The organism is Allobosea sp. 10N428 (genome assembly GCF_056394545.1).
The window spans coordinates 39,051-52,020 of record NZ_JBFTIC010000007.1 but is presented as its reverse complement, the minus strand read 5'-3'; the positions used below and the strand labels follow the sequence as shown (position 1 = coordinate 52,020).

Genomic DNA, 12,970 nt, shown 5'->3' with positions numbered 1-12,970 from the left:
GAAGCGGCGCCCCCGTGCCACTAAGCCATCGGGAGCGAGTGGGAAAGGCGGCGCGAGGCCGCGATCAGGTTGAGAGCGGGGCGCTGCGCGCGTCGGCAGCACGCAGGAGATCGGCGGGCGTGAGCGCGATCTGCAGGCCGCGCTGGCCGCCATTGACGTAAACCAGCGCCTCGCCTGCCGCCGCTTCGTCGACGATGGTCGGCAGCTTGCGCTTCTGGCCGAAGGGACTGACGCCGCCGACCTTGTAGCCGGTGAGCCTTTCGGCATCCGGCACCGGCATCATCGCTGCCGACTTGCCGCCGAAGGCCGCCGCGACCTTCTTCATGCTGGCCTCGCGATCGGAGGCGAGCACGATGCAGACCGGCTTGCCGTCGACCTGCGCGATCAAGGTCTTGAGGATGCGATGGGGCGGCTCGCCCAGCGCTTCGGCTGCCTGCAATCCGACCCGCTCGGCATTGGGATCATAGTCGTAGCTGCGCAGCTCGAAGCCGACGCCGAGCCGCTTCAATGCCTGGGTGGCAGGGGTCGTCTGGGCCATGATCCGGTGAATACTGGGCTAGTGACGGAGCCGGTGCAGGGCGCGAGCGCTCTCACCGCGACAGCCAAGTACCCCCTTGCCGGCGACTTGGAAAGCGCAGCGCCCGCGACTTCCTGCAGATCCTTCGACGTCGGTCGGCTAGTACTTTACCACACGGGCGCCAGGCACGGGCTCGGGCGGCGGCGCTGCCTGCGCGACGGCGCCGAGCGGGAACGCGATGCTGAAAAGACCGATCGTCCCCTGTGGCCGGTTCTCGACGCTCACCTCGCGCAGCACTTTGAGGCGTGCCGTGACCGGCGTGCCGGCGACGGCGAAGGAATAGGCGATCGTGCCGCCGACCGCGGTCGGACGCGGTAACGAGGACATGGCGGCGCGGGCCGAGCTTTTCGTCGATGCACTCGCCATGATGCTGCAGAGGGCTTCCTTCTCCATCCGCGTGGTGCCGTCGGATGAGCGCCGGGCGGCAGTTGAGTCGATTCAGGCCATCTACTCCGCGCCGCATGAGGCGTTTTCGCTCGATATCGCCGTGCGCCCCGTCGACAGCACGATGCGCTATCCGCCGCCATCGGCCTGCGTCGGCACGCGCGCGGCGCCGGGCGACCGTAACTGTTACAAGCTTAAGCCCGGAATGCCCCCGTGCGATGCATTCGATCGTGTGCGCGGACGAACGCTGTGTCGGCAATGTCTCCACTGTCGCGATGCGAAACCAGGAGCATTTCATGGAACGCCAAAAATTCCTGGCTGCGGTGGCGGCGGCGGCGTTGGCCACCGTCATGGGCCTCTCAGGGGCCGCAAAGGCCCAGCAACCCGCCCCGGCCTCGGCCCCTGCTCGGCCCAACATCCTCGTGATCTTCGGCGACGACATCGGGCAGAGCAACATCAGCGCCTATTCGCATGGGGTCGTCGGCTACCGGACGCCGAACATCGACCGCATTGCCCGGGAAGGCACGATGTTCACCGATTATTACGCGGAGAACAGCTGCACGGCCGGCCGTTCCACCTTCATCACCGGTCAGGTCTGTCTGCGGACCGGCCTCTGCAAGGTCGGCATCCCCGGCGCCACTGTCGGGCTGCAGGACCGCGACGTCACCATCGCGCAGACGCTCAAGCCTTTGGGCTACGCGACCGGACAGTTCGGCAAGAACCACCTCGGCGATCGTGACGAATATCTGCCGACCCGGCACGGCTTCGACGAGTTCTTCGGCAATCTCTACCATCTCAATGCCGAGGAGGAGCCGGAGCGCCCCTATTATCCGAAGAACGACGCCAACTTCGTCAAATCCAATTCACCGCGCGGCGTGCTCAAGACCTCCGCCGACGGCAAGATTGAGGACACCGGCCCGCTCACGGCCAAGCGGATGGAGACGATCGACGACGAGACCACCGCGGCTGCGATCGATTTCATGCAGCGGCAGGTGAAGGCGCAGAAGCCCTTCTTCACCTGGATGAACACCACCCGCATGCATGTCTACACGCATGTGCGCGAGTCGATGAAGGGCCGCAGCGGCATGCCCGGCAACGACTATGCCGACGGGATGCTCGAGCATGACGAGGATGTCGGCAAGCTCCTGAAGGCGCTCGACGATCTCGGTGTCGCCAACAACACCATCGTCGTCTACACCACCGACAACGGCCCGAACCAATGGTCCTGGCCCGATGCGGCGACCACGCAATTCCGCTCGGAAAAGGATACGAATTGGGAAGGCGCCTTCCGCGTCCCGGCAATGATCCGCTGGCCGGGCAAGATCAAGGCGGGCGAGGTCTCGAACGAGATGGTCTCCGGCCTCGACTGGTTCCCGACACTGGTCGCCGCCGCTGGCGATGGCGATATCAAGGACAAGCTCGCCAAGGGCACGACGCTCGGCAACCAACAGGCCAAGGTCCATCTCGACGGCTACAATCAGCTGCCCTACCTGACCGGCCAGCAGCCGAAATCGGCCCGCAACGAGTTCTTCTACTTCAATGACGATGGTGAACTCGTCGCCTATCGCTACAACGACTGGAAGATCGTGTTCTGCGAGCAGCGTCAGCCTGGCGGTTTCATCGTCTGGGCGAACCCCTTCACCTGCCTGCGCGCGCCGAAAGTCTTCAACCTGCGCATGGACCCGATGGAGCGGGCCGACATCGTCTCGGACCAGTATTATGACTGGCTCGCGAAGAACGCCTATCTGATCCAATACGGCGTCTGGAAGGTCGCGCCGTTCCTGCAGACCTTCAAGGAGTTTCCGCCGAGCCAGCGTCCGGCGAGCTTCAGCGTCGACCAGATGGTGGATGCTCTGATGCGCAATCTGGACCGCACGGGCGCCTCAAAATAGCCGCCGGCCGAACGAGGGGGCCTGCGAAGGCGGGCTCCCCAGCTTTCGCGGGGGCGGAGGACGGGCGTGGTCGCAAATGGCGATTGCGCCCTCTTGGGGCGGCATGCGATCCAAGCAGGGAAGTGTAGCAGAATGCCGCGGCGTTGCCTGCGCGGCCGATCTTCGCGAGAAAGGGCTGGCGATGCGGCCGGATGACATCATCGCTCGCTTCCGGGTCGCCGATGGCGACAGCTTCCGACTGAAGCAGTTCGATCCGGCCGAGACCTGCGGTCTCGACATCGAGAAGGACGAGGCGAAGGAGCTGCTGCAGCTTGGCGTCAAGCGTCTGCACGACCTCCAGGAGCGTCTTTACGCCGAGCGCCGCTGGTCGATCCTGATCGTTCTGCAGGCGATCGACACGGCGGGCAAGGACAGCACGATCAAGCACGTCATGTCCGGCGTAAACCCGCAGGGCTGCATCGTGCATTCCTTCAAGGCTCCGAGCCTGTCGGAGCTTCGCCACGATTTCCTGTGGCGGGCCGCCTGCAAACTGCCGGAGCGCGGCGAAATCGGCATCTTCAACCGCTCCTATTACGAAGAGGTGCTGGTCGTGCGCGTCCATGAGGATTTGTTGCGCAAGCAGAACCTGCCGCCCGAGCCCGCCGGCGAAGAGCTCTGGACCAAGCGCTTCGAAAGCATTCGCGACTTCGAGAAACATCTCGCGCGGAATGGCACGGTCGTGCTGAAGTTCTTCCTGAACCTCTCCCGGGAGGAGCAGAGGCGTCGGTTGCTCGCGCGCATCGACGAGCCAGACAAGAACTGGAAGTTCGATCTGAACGACATCGTCGAGCGGGAACATTGGGACGACTACCAGCGGGCCTATCAGGCCGCGATCGCCGCCACCGCGACGAAGGTCGCTCCGTGGCATGTCGTGCCGGCCGACAATAAATGGTTCACGCGGCTCGTCGTGGCGGCGACGATCGTCGAACGCCTTGAAAAGCTCGACCCGCGCTTTCCGGCCTTCGACGAAGATCTGCGCAAGGCGATGGCGAAGGCGCGCAAGCAGCTTCTCGCCGATGGCGAACGCAAGAACGGCAAGGGAGACTAGGGCCATGGCAGATGCCGCGGAGATCGAGGCCCGCGCCGGGACGGATGGAATGGTGCATCTCCCCGGCGGCCTGTTCCGGATGGGCTCGGACAAGCACTATTCCGAGGAGGCGCCGAGCCATCGTGCCTGCGTCGACCCGTTCTGGATCGATGTGACGCCGGTCACCAACCGGCAGTTCCGCGCTTTCGTGGAGGCGACGGGGCATGTCACCTTCGCCGAAATCGCCCCGGACCCGAAGGACTATCCAGGCGCCCTGCCGCATATGTTGCGGGCGGGGTCGCTGATGTTCGACCCGCCTTCGCATCCCGTCGATCTGCGCGACTGGTCGCAATGGTGGACCTTCAAGTTCGGTGCGACCTGGCGCAAGCCCTATGGCGCAGGCTCCTCGCTCAAGGGGCTGGACGATCACCCGGTGGTCCATGTCGCCTATCGCGATGCCGAAGCCTATGCGGCCTGGGCCGGCAAGGCGCTGCCGACGGAGGCGGAATGGGAATTCGCCGCCTGGGGCGGCCGCGACGATTCTGAATTCGCCTGGGGCGACGAGCTCATGCCGGGTGGCCGACACATGGCCAATACCTGGCAGGGGAACTTCCCCTTCGAGAACACCAAGGAGGATGGCTGGGCCCGTACCTCGCCGGTCGGGACCTTCCCGCCGAATGGCTATGGCCTCTATGACATGATCGGCAATGTCTGGGAGTGGACCGCCGATTTCTGGTCGGTGCAACATCAGGGCGATGCGCCGAAAGCCTGCTGCGTGCCGCAGAATCCGCGCGGCGGCCCCGAAGCCGAAAGCTATGATCCGCGCATGCCGGACATCCACATCCCGCGCAAGGTCCTGAAGGGCGGTTCCCATCTCTGCGCGCCGAATTATTGCCGGCGGTACCGGCCGGCGGCGCGTCACGCCGAACCGATCGATACCTCCACCAGCCATGTCGGCTTTCGCTGTGTTGTCCGCGGGCGCTGACCCCTCTAGAGATGAGCTGCAACCACGCGCGACAAAAGGACGGCTGAGGCCGAAATCCGCATGATCGACACCAGCAGTCTCCGTTTCTCCGCCTTGCTCACGCTCATCGTTCCCGCCGCCATGCTGGGTGCCTGTACGACCCAGGAGGCTGCTTCGTCGCCGGAGCCGCAGCTCAGCGTGACGTCGGTGCCGCCGCCGCGCAGCTATCTTGATCCCGGTCCGATCCCGGCGCGCGCCGGCGGACCTGCCTACATCCAGGCCGGCACGAACAGCTTCGCGCGCCAGACGGACAGCTTCGGCAACGATCTCGTTCCCAAGATTCCCTGAAGCCGGCGATGCCGGTTCGGGGCTTCGGCCCCGACCCGGCATTTACGGTTACACGCTTGACGACGCAGGCATGGGCCGCACAGAGCCGCTTCTCGCCATGGCGCGGGCGCGGCCGCCCCCTGCCGCCGTAACGGTTACGCGGCTGACTTGAGCTCAGCTTTCGCCACAGTCCGATCCGGATGCAGTTGAGGGATCGGGCCATGGATGGAGCCGGGCGGACCGCGCGCGATACCGTGAATGACCTGCAGAGCCGGATGAATGCCGACATCATCGGGCAGGAGCGGGTCGTCGAGCGCATCGTCGTCGCGCTGCTCGCCAACGGCAATGTCCTGCTCGAAGGACTGCCGGGCCTTGCCAAGACGCGGGCGATCAAGAGACTCTCGGCCAATCTCGAATCCGAGTTCAGCCGCATCCAGTTCACGCCGGACCTGCTGCCCTCCGATGTGACCGGCGGCGAGATCCTGCGGGCCAATGGCCAGTTCGAATTCCGCAAGGGCCCGGTCTTCGGCAACCTGATCCTCGCCGATGAGATCAATCGCGCCCCGCCCAAGGTCCAGTCGGCCTTGCTCGAGGCGATGGAGGAGCGCCACGTCACCGTGGCCGGCAAGCGCTACGACCTACCGCCGCTCTTCATGGTGCTCGCCACGCAGAACCCGATCGAGCAGGAGGGAACCTATCCGCTGCCCGAGGCGCAAATGGACCGGTTCCTGATGCATGTTCGCATCGACTACCCCTCCGATGCCGACGAGGTGAAGGTGATGCGGCTGGTGCGCTCCGAGCCGCCGCGAATGTGAGGCCGCCGGAGACAGCCGCGTCGATCCCGCAGCAAGTGATCTTCGACGCCCGCGCCGAGATCGACCGGGTGACGACGAAGGGTGTTGTCGAGGCCTATATGGTCGGGCTCGTCGCGGCGACGCGGCGGCCCGCCGAATATGGCGAGCGCCTCAAGAACTGGATCGCGGTCGGCGCCAGCCCGCGCGGGACGCTGGCGCTCGACAAATGCTCACGGACCTATGCCTGGCTGCAGGGGCGGGACTACGTCACCCCCGAGGATGTGCAGGCCGTGGCGCATGACTGCCTGCGGCATCGGATTTCGCTCGGCTACGAGGCGGGTGCCGCAGGTGTCAGCGCCGATGCGGTGCTCGACGAGGTGGTGAAACAGGTCGCCGTTGCGGCGTAGCGAGGCGCGTCATGGCGTTGATGCGGGAGAGGGCGAGGACGGGAGGGCCGGCTCCGGCCGCGGGAGCCCGTGCCTTCGCCACGCTCGACGACCTGCTTCGGCTCAAGCATCGCGCCCTTGGCTTCAGCTTCCTGCCGCGCCAGCCCGTGCATAGCCTGCTCGCGGGGCGCCATGCCTCGCGCCTGCGCGGGCGCGGGCTGAATTTCGAGGAACTCCGGCACTATTTCGAGGGTGACGACACCCGCACCATCGACTGGCTCGCGACGGCGCGGCTCGGCAGCCCGCATGTGCGGGTCTATTCCGAGGAGCGCGATCGTCCCGTCATCCTGCTTGTCGACCAGCGCAGCACGATGTTCTTCGGCAGCAGGCGGGCGATGAAGTCGGTTGCCGCCGCCGAGGCCGCCGCGCTCGCGGCCTGGCGTGTCACCTCCCTCGGCGATCGCGTCGGAGCCGTCGTCTTCGGTGACGACGAGGTCGTGACGGTCCAGCCGCGCGCCCGGGATCTGGGCGCCGTGCGTGTCCTCAGCGAGGTTGCCCGGCAGAATGCGGCGCTCGAACATGCCTCGCCATCCGACCGCAGCCCGGGCCGGCTCAACGAAGCGCTGAGCGCGGCTGCGCGCATGGTGAAGCATGACGGGCTGATCTGCGTCATCTCCGATCTCGCCGGCGAGGACGAGGAAACCCGGCGGCTTGTGACTCGTCTCTGCGCCCATAACGACGTGCTTGCGGTCTTCGTCCAGGACCCCCTGGAGCAGGATCTGCCGGATATCGGCCGGGCGACCTTCAGCTCGGGGCAGGCGCAGATCGAGGTCGATGCCTCCGGGGCGTCGCTGCGCCGGCGCTTTTTCGACGAGCGTGTGGAATGGCGTGCGCGAATGGCGGGGCTCTCGCGCAGCCGCGCCATCCCGGTGCTGCCGATCGCGCCTGATCGCGACGTGGCCGAGCAGATGCGCGAGCTGATCGGCCGGCGGCAGGCGCAGAGGCTCGCGAGCGCCAGCGGGAGATCGCCATGAGCGGCGATCCCGGCGATCTCGCCAACATGGCCGATCTGGCGCCGCCGCCGGCGATCGCCTTTTGGCCGCCGGCCGTCGGCATCTGGATCGTCGGAAGCGCTGCGGTCGCGGCTCTCGCCGTGTTCGGCTGGCGCGCCCTGCAGCGTTATCGCGCCGACGGCTATCTGCGCCGTGCCGCCAAGGAGGTCGATAGCGCTGCGCGAGATGGCGACGCGGTCGGCGCCATTTCGGCCGTACTCAAGCGCGCAGCCATGGTCGCCTATGGGCGCGAGCGCGTAGCCACCCTGACCGGCTCGTCCTGGACGGCCTTCATCCGCGCAACCGCACCTTCCGGCACGCCGATGGACGGATTGGCCGCCCGTCTCGACGCGTTGTTCGCGGCAAATGACGGGGCGCAAGCTCCAGCTCAGGTGGCGCTGGCCACAGAAGCCAAGGCCTGGCTGCGCGGCCAGCGCGGCCGTGTCTCAGGGCGGAGGTGACGATGCTCTCCTTCGCCTATCCCTGGGTCGGATTGCTGGCGCCGCTGCCGCTGCTCGTCTGGTTCGCGCTGCCCGCCCATGCCGAACGGCGCGCCGGCCTGCGGGTGCCCTTCTTCGAGAGGCTGGCGCGGCTGAGCGGAGAGCAGCCCTATTCCGGCGGCGTGGTCGCGCGCCGTCATCTCGGGCGCCTGCTGCTCCTGACGCTGGCCTGGTTCCTGACGCTCGCCGCGCTCGCCCGGCCGCAATGGATCGAACCGCCCCTGCATCACGATGTGCCGACCCGAGACCTGCTCGTCCTGGTCGATCTCTCCGGTTCGATGGACACCAAGGATTTCGTCGACGCATCCGGCAAGACCGTGGATCGGCTGACAGCGGTGAAGCAGGTGCTCGACGAGTTCCTCTCGCGCCGCAAGGGCGATCGCGTCGGCGTGGTCGTCTTCGGCGATGCACCCTTCGCGCTCGTGCCCTTCACCACCGATCTGGAGTTGTGCCGCGCGATGTTGCGCGACACCGATGTCGGCATGGCCGGCCCGCGCACGGCCTTCGGCGATGCCATCGGCCTTGGGATCGGCCTGTTCGCCCATAGCACGGTCAAGGCCAGGACGATCATCGCGTTGACCGATGGCAACGACACGATGAGCAAGGTCCCGCCGGCCGAGGCCGCGCGCGTCGCCAGGGACAAGGGCATCGTCATCCATACGGTCGCGGTCGGCGATCCGCAGGCGGCGGGCGAGGACAAGCTCGACGAAGCCGCGCTGAAGGAGGTCGCGGATACGACCGGCGGCGGCTTCTTCCGTGCGCTCGACCGTGCCCAGCTTGCCGATATCTATCGCAGGCTCGATGAGATCGAGACCCGCCATATCGATACGGTGAGTTTTCGCCCGCGCCGCGACATCTACTGGGTGCCGGTGGCGGGCATGCTGGTGCTGAGCATGCTGGCCCAGGCGCTGTTCATTCTGCGGCGTCACCGGGGCCGGGGAGCGTCTGAGCCCCCCGCGATCGCGGGAGCGCTGCGATGATGGACGCACTCGGCGCCTTCCATTTCCTGCGGCCGCTCTGGCTTTTGGCGCTGCTCCCGGCGGCGGCGCTGTGGCTGATCGAGCGCCGCAGCTCCGACGCGTTGCAGCAATGGCGCCGCGTCATCGATCCGGCGCTGCTGCCCTATCTCCTCATCGGCACGGATCGGCACCAGCGCATCACCCCGTCGGACTGGCTCTTCCTCGCGTGGATCATCGCGACGCTCGCCGTGGCCGGCCCTGCCTGGCAGCGCGAGCCCTCGCCCTTCGCGCAGGCCAAGCCTGCCGTCGCGGTCGTGCTGAAGGTCACGCCCTCGATGCTGACGCAGGACCTCGCGCCGACGCGGCTCGACCGTGCCCGGCAGAAGCTCGCCGACATCATGGCGGCGCGCGAAGGGGCTTCGACGGCGCTCGTCGCCTATGCCGGCTCCGCGCATCTCGTGCTGCCGGCGACGCCGGATAGCGGCGTCGTGCTCGATCTCGCCAAGGCGCTCTCGCCGCGCATCATGCCGAAGGACGGCGACGATCTCGCGGGGGCGCTGAAGCTGGCCGGGCGCGCGCTCGCAGGCAGTGCCGATGGCGGCTCGATCCTGGTCATGGCCGATACGATCGCGCCCGAGGCGGTCGCCGATCTCGGTCGGATCAAGGGGCCGGCCGTGACGCTGCTCGCCCTGGTCCCGCCGGAAGTCGATACGAGCGGCGTGGCCGATGCGGCGCGGGCTATGGGCGCCGCCACGATTCCGACCACGCCGGATCAGACGGACGTCGCCGCCGTGGTGCGCCGCCTCGACAGCGGCGATGCCGCTGCCAGCGTCGCGGGCGAGGGCGAGCATTGGCGCGAAACCGGCTACTGGCTGGTTCCCTTGCTCGGTCTGCTCAACCTGCTCTGGTTCCGCCGCGGTTGGGTGCTGACATGAAAAGCCCCCGCTCCCTGTGGTCTTCTCCCTATGCGGCCATCGCGCTTGTTGCGATCCTGGCACTGTCGGCTGCGGCATATCGGATCGGCTGGCGCGATCTCTGGCTGACGCCCGATCAGCGTGGTCGGCTGTTGATGAGCCGCAGCCGTCCGGCGGATGCCGCGAAGGCGTTTCGCGATCCGCTCTGGCGCGGTGTCGCGCTGTTCCGGGCCGGGGAATTCAAGGAAGCGGCGCAGGCCTTCGCCGCGCGCGATACGGCCGAAGGCGCCTTCAATCAGGGCAATGCGCTGGTGATGCTCGGCCAGTACGATGACGCGATGAAGCGCTATGACCGGGCGCTGGCGCTGCGTCCCGGCTGGTCGGCGGCGGTGAACAACCGCGAGATAGCCCGTATCCGCGGCGAGCGGAAGAAGATGGAAGGCGGCGAGACCGGCAACACCGACGACAAGCCCGACGAGATCGTCTTCGACAAGACGAAGAAGGGCGGCGAGGATTCGACGGTCGAGGGCGAGAAGCCGATGTCGGACGAGCAGGTCCGCGCTCTCTGGCTGAAGCGCGTCCAGACGCAGCCCGCCGATTTCCTGCGGGCCAAGTTCGCCTATCAGCTCCAGTCGCGGGCGGAGGGAGCGGCGCCATGAAGCTCGCCATGGCGTTCGTCTGGACGCTGATCCCGGCTTTGGCCTGGGCGCAGGCCCCTGCGGGCCAACCGGTGATCCGCACGACGATCAGCCCCGCTCAGGGCATCGTGATCGGCCAGCCGGTGCGGCTCGACGTTCAGGTCATGTTTCCGGGCGAGATGCTCCATCCGCCACGCGTAAGCATCTCCGAAGTCCCCGGAGCGCAGATCCTGCGCTTCGAGACGCAGGCGACGACGATGCGGGACCGGATCGACGATCAGGACTATGTCGGCCAGAGCTTCGAATTCATCGTCTTTCCGCGCCGCGGTGGTGAGATAGCCGTTCCCGCGCCGAATGTGACGCTGCTCGATCGCAATGGCGATTCCGTCGGGACAGCGAAGGGCGACCCGATACGGATCGCGGTCACGGTGCCGCCCGGTCTCGATCCGTCCGGTCCGGTGCTCGCTGCCGACGGCGTCAGCGTCGCGCAGAGCTGGTCGCCGGATCCCCGGACCGCGCAGTTCAGGCCCGGGAGCGCGCTTGTGCGGACCATTCGGCGACAGGCGGATGGCGTGCCTGCGCTCGGCATGGCCGAGTTCGCATTTGCCGCACCTGACGGCGTGCGCATCTATGCCGATCCGCCGGTCGTCGAGGATCGCAGCGAGCGCGGTGCCGTCGAAGGCCACCGCACCGACAAGGTCACCTATGTCTTCGAGAAGGCCGGAGCCTATGATCTGCCGGCGCTGACGCAGCCCTGGTGGAGCCTCTCGGCCAAGCGGGCGCGGACGGAAACGCTGCCCGGCGTCGCGGTGACGGTCGCAGCGCCGGCGGGCCGTCCCGAAGTTCTCTTGGGTTGGACGTCGAGACCTCTATGGCTCGCAGCCGGCTTCATTCTCGCCGCACTCGCTCTTGGTTTGATCCTGCTGCGCGGGAGGTTGGCCGCGCTCTGGCAGCGGGCCGAACAGCGCCACCGCGCATCGGAAGGCGCGGCGCGACGGGAGCTGGCGCGCACGGCCAAGGCGGGAGATGCTTCAGCGACCTACTGCGCGCTCATTCAATGGCTCCAGCGTCTGCCGGCCGATCAGCAAGCACATGCGCGTTCGACCGGCGAACTGGGCTCGGCCATCGCGTCGCTCGAGCGCAGCCTCTTCGGCGCCGGCCCGACCTGGGATCGCAAGATGGGGGAACGGCTGGCGGGTGCGGCAGTCGCCTTTCGCAAGCGAAGCGACGGCTCAATACGAGGCTCCGGGAATTCACTGCCACCACTGAATCCAACTGCTTGGAGCGCGAGCATGAACAAAGCGTCCAGCGATGTCCGGCCTTGATCTCTTCGCCTGGATCGTCCTGATCGTGCTGGCCGCCAGCACGGTCTTCGTCATCGTCTTCATGGCGATGTGGCCCGGCATGGTCGCAAGACGACGCAACCATCCCTGGGCCGAGGCGGTGGCGATCGGCGGCTGGATCACGCTCTTCTTGGGCTTCGTGCTCTGGCCGGCCGTGCTGATCTGGGCCTATGTCGATATCCCCGCGAGGCCGGAGCGCCCATCCTCCGGAGCGGAGGCCGCGCGATGATCGTCGTCCTCCTCAACGCCTATCTCGCCCTGCTCTTCATCCTGGTGAAACTCAGGATCGTGCCCTTCAACTCCTTCTGGAAGGTCTCGCCCGTCCTTGTCTTTCTGCTGCTGCTCATCGGCCTTTTCATCCCGATGGGCTGGGGCGCGCCGCAGGGCAGCGTGCTTGTCGTCCGCAACTCCGTCGCGATCGTTCCCGATGTCGCCGGTGAGGTGATCGACGTTCCCGTTCAGGCCAATCAGCCGTTGAAGGCCGGCGACATCCTGTTCCGGATCGATCCGACGCCTTTCCAGTCGCAGGTCGACGCCATCCAGGCGCAGCTTTCGCTCCAGGAGACGCGCCTTGCCCAGATGACGCAATTGCAGACCCAGGGCACCGGCCGCGCCTTCGATGTCGAGGAGCGTCAGGCTTCCGTTGCTCAGCTCCGGGCCCAGCTCGACGGCGCGAAATGGAATCTCGACAAGACGACAGTCCGCGCACCGGCCGACGGCTATGTCACGAATGTCGCGTTGCGCAAGGGCGCTCGCGTCTCCAGCCTGCCGCTCTCGCCGGTCATGGCCTTCATCGACACGGCAGACACGATCACGGGGGTCGAGATCAACCAGGTCGATTCGCGCTATCTCGCGCCGGGCCAGCCGGTTGAGCTCACCTTCAAGATGACGCCGGGAACGGTCCAGGCCGGCAAGGTCGAGAGCATTCTGCAGGCCGTCTCGACCGGACAAGTCCAGACCTCGGGTGCCGCCGTTACGCCGAGCGCGATCACGGCCGCTCCTTTCGTGGTGCGCGTGAAGCTCGACGACGAAGCCTTCGCCCGTTCTCTGCCGGCGGGCAGCACAGGCACGGCGGCGATCTTCACCGACCGGGTCAAGCCGGCCCATCTGATCCGCAAGGTCCTGCTGCGGCAGATCGCGATCACCAACTACATCAATCCCTTCTGAACCGAGG

At 66.9% G+C, this 12,970-nt stretch carries 14 protein-coding genes and 1 pseudogene; 13 read left to right on the top strand and 2 right to left on the bottom strand.

The annotated features are described in order from the left end of the window. Positions 1-64: 64 nt before the first annotated feature. Both ybaK and AC1DDA_RS20360 read right to left on the bottom strand, forming a co-directional pair. Entirely contained in the window at positions 65-538 is a 474-nt protein-coding gene (gene ybaK / locus AC1DDA_RS20365; protein ID WP_476797140.1) for a Cys-tRNA(Pro) deacylase, read from the bottom strand. Positions 539-676: 138 nt separating this feature from the next. Then, entirely contained in the window at positions 677-943 is a 267-nt protein-coding gene (locus tag AC1DDA_RS20360) for a hypothetical protein (protein WP_476797139.1), read from the bottom strand. Positions 944-1,257: 314 nt separating this feature from the next. Here AC1DDA_RS20360 and AC1DDA_RS20355 point away from each other — a divergent pair, with 314 nt between their 5' ends. The 13 genes and pseudogenes from AC1DDA_RS20355 (at position 1,258) to AC1DDA_RS20295 (ending at position 12,963) form a co-directional block, all read left to right on the top strand. Then, positions 1,258-2,853: an arylsulfatase gene (locus AC1DDA_RS20355; protein WP_476797138.1), complete on the top strand. Its 1,596-nt coding sequence runs from the start codon at positions 1,258-1,260 to the stop codon at positions 2,851-2,853. A gap of 181 nt (positions 2,854-3,034) precedes the next feature. Continuing rightward, positions 3,035-3,940 (top strand): polyphosphate kinase 2 family protein, encoded by a 906-nt coding sequence (locus AC1DDA_RS20350; RefSeq protein ID WP_476797137.1) that lies wholly within the window; start codon positions 3,035-3,037, stop codon positions 3,938-3,940. Between the two features lie 4 nt (positions 3,941-3,944). Then, positions 3,945-4,904, top strand: a complete 960-nt coding sequence (locus tag AC1DDA_RS20345) for a formylglycine-generating enzyme family protein (RefSeq protein WP_476797136.1) — start codon at positions 3,945-3,947, stop codon at positions 4,902-4,904. 60 nt (positions 4,905-4,964) lie between these two features. Beyond that, positions 4,965-5,231, top strand: coding sequence for a hypothetical protein (locus AC1DDA_RS20340; RefSeq protein WP_476780070.1), 267 nt, complete (start codon positions 4,965-4,967; stop codon positions 5,229-5,231). Positions 5,232-5,410: 179 nt separating this feature from the next. Further along, positions 5,411-6,411 (top strand): annotated as a pseudogene (locus tag AC1DDA_RS20335) (AAA family ATPase). Positions 6,412-6,422: 11 nt separating this feature from the next. Next, on the top strand, positions 6,423-7,424 hold the full coding sequence (locus AC1DDA_RS20330; RefSeq protein WP_476797135.1) for a DUF58 domain-containing protein: 1,002 nt from the start codon (positions 6,423-6,425) through the stop codon (positions 7,422-7,424). Continuing rightward, entirely contained in the window at positions 7,421-7,903 is a 483-nt protein-coding gene (locus tag AC1DDA_RS20325) for a DUF4381 domain-containing protein (protein WP_476797134.1), read from the top strand. The genes AC1DDA_RS20330 and AC1DDA_RS20325 overlap by 4 nt, the downstream gene beginning before the upstream one ends. A gap of 2 nt (positions 7,904-7,905) precedes the next feature. Further along, entirely contained in the window at positions 7,906-8,922 is a 1,017-nt protein-coding gene (locus tag AC1DDA_RS20320) for a VWA domain-containing protein (protein WP_476797133.1), read from the top strand. Beyond that, positions 8,919-9,836: a VWA domain-containing protein gene (locus AC1DDA_RS20315; protein WP_476797132.1), complete on the top strand. Its 918-nt coding sequence runs from the start codon at positions 8,919-8,921 to the stop codon at positions 9,834-9,836. Before AC1DDA_RS20320 ends, AC1DDA_RS20315 begins: the two co-directional genes overlap by 4 nt. Next, positions 9,833-10,474, top strand: a complete 642-nt coding sequence (locus tag AC1DDA_RS20310) for a tetratricopeptide repeat protein (RefSeq protein WP_476797131.1) — start codon at positions 9,833-9,835, stop codon at positions 10,472-10,474. Before AC1DDA_RS20315 ends, AC1DDA_RS20310 begins: the two co-directional genes overlap by 4 nt. Further along, positions 10,471-11,778, top strand: coding sequence for a BatD family protein (locus AC1DDA_RS20305; RefSeq protein WP_476797130.1), 1,308 nt, complete (start codon positions 10,471-10,473; stop codon positions 11,776-11,778). Before AC1DDA_RS20310 ends, AC1DDA_RS20305 begins: the two co-directional genes overlap by 4 nt. Continuing rightward, positions 11,765-12,025: a DUF3302 domain-containing protein gene (locus AC1DDA_RS20300; RefSeq protein WP_441509899.1), complete on the top strand. Its 261-nt coding sequence runs from the start codon at positions 11,765-11,767 to the stop codon at positions 12,023-12,025. The genes AC1DDA_RS20305 and AC1DDA_RS20300 overlap by 14 nt, the downstream gene beginning before the upstream one ends. Further along, on the top strand, positions 12,022-12,963 hold the full coding sequence (locus tag AC1DDA_RS20295) for an HlyD family secretion protein (protein WP_476797129.1): 942 nt from the start codon (positions 12,022-12,024) through the stop codon (positions 12,961-12,963). The genes AC1DDA_RS20300 and AC1DDA_RS20295 overlap by 4 nt, the downstream gene beginning before the upstream one ends. Positions 12,964-12,970: the final 7 nt, after the last annotated feature.

What these genes read in the sequence shown, in the direction of transcription:
- AC1DDA_RS20345 (WP_476797136.1), top strand. Translation starts at nt 3,945, where the DNA reads ATGGCAGATGCCGCGGAGATCGAGGCCCGCGCCGGGACGGATGGAATG.
- AC1DDA_RS20310 (WP_476797131.1), top strand. Translation starts at nt 9,833, where the DNA reads ATGAAAAGCCCCCGCTCCCTGTGGTCTTCTCCCTATGCGGCCATCGCG.
- AC1DDA_RS20360 (WP_476797139.1), bottom strand. Translation starts at nt 943, where the DNA reads ATGGCGAGTGCATCGACGAAAAGCTCGGCCCGCGCCGCCATGTCCTCG.
- AC1DDA_RS20300 (WP_441509899.1), top strand. Translation starts at nt 11,765, where the DNA reads ATGTCCGGCCTTGATCTCTTCGCCTGGATCGTCCTGATCGTGCTGGCC.
- AC1DDA_RS20350 (WP_476797137.1), top strand. Translation starts at nt 3,035, where the DNA reads ATGCGGCCGGATGACATCATCGCTCGCTTCCGGGTCGCCGATGGCGAC.
- AC1DDA_RS20320 (WP_476797133.1), top strand. Translation starts at nt 7,906, where the DNA reads ATGCTCTCCTTCGCCTATCCCTGGGTCGGATTGCTGGCGCCGCTGCCG.
- AC1DDA_RS20330 (WP_476797135.1), top strand. Translation starts at nt 6,423, where the DNA reads ATGGCGTTGATGCGGGAGAGGGCGAGGACGGGAGGGCCGGCTCCGGCC.
- AC1DDA_RS20305 (WP_476797130.1), top strand. Translation starts at nt 10,471, where the DNA reads ATGAAGCTCGCCATGGCGTTCGTCTGGACGCTGATCCCGGCTTTGGCC.
- AC1DDA_RS20355 (WP_476797138.1), top strand. Translation starts at nt 1,258, where the DNA reads ATGGAACGCCAAAAATTCCTGGCTGCGGTGGCGGCGGCGGCGTTGGCC.
- ybaK (WP_476797140.1), bottom strand. Translation starts at nt 538, where the DNA reads ATGGCCCAGACGACCCCTGCCACCCAGGCATTGAAGCGGCTCGGCGTC.
- AC1DDA_RS20295 (WP_476797129.1), top strand. Translation starts at nt 12,022, where the DNA reads ATGATCGTCGTCCTCCTCAACGCCTATCTCGCCCTGCTCTTCATCCTG.
- AC1DDA_RS20340 (WP_476780070.1), top strand. Translation starts at nt 4,965, where the DNA reads ATGATCGACACCAGCAGTCTCCGTTTCTCCGCCTTGCTCACGCTCATC.
- AC1DDA_RS20315 (WP_476797132.1), top strand. Translation starts at nt 8,919, where the DNA reads ATGATGGACGCACTCGGCGCCTTCCATTTCCTGCGGCCGCTCTGGCTT.
- AC1DDA_RS20325 (WP_476797134.1), top strand. Translation starts at nt 7,421, where the DNA reads ATGAGCGGCGATCCCGGCGATCTCGCCAACATGGCCGATCTGGCGCCG.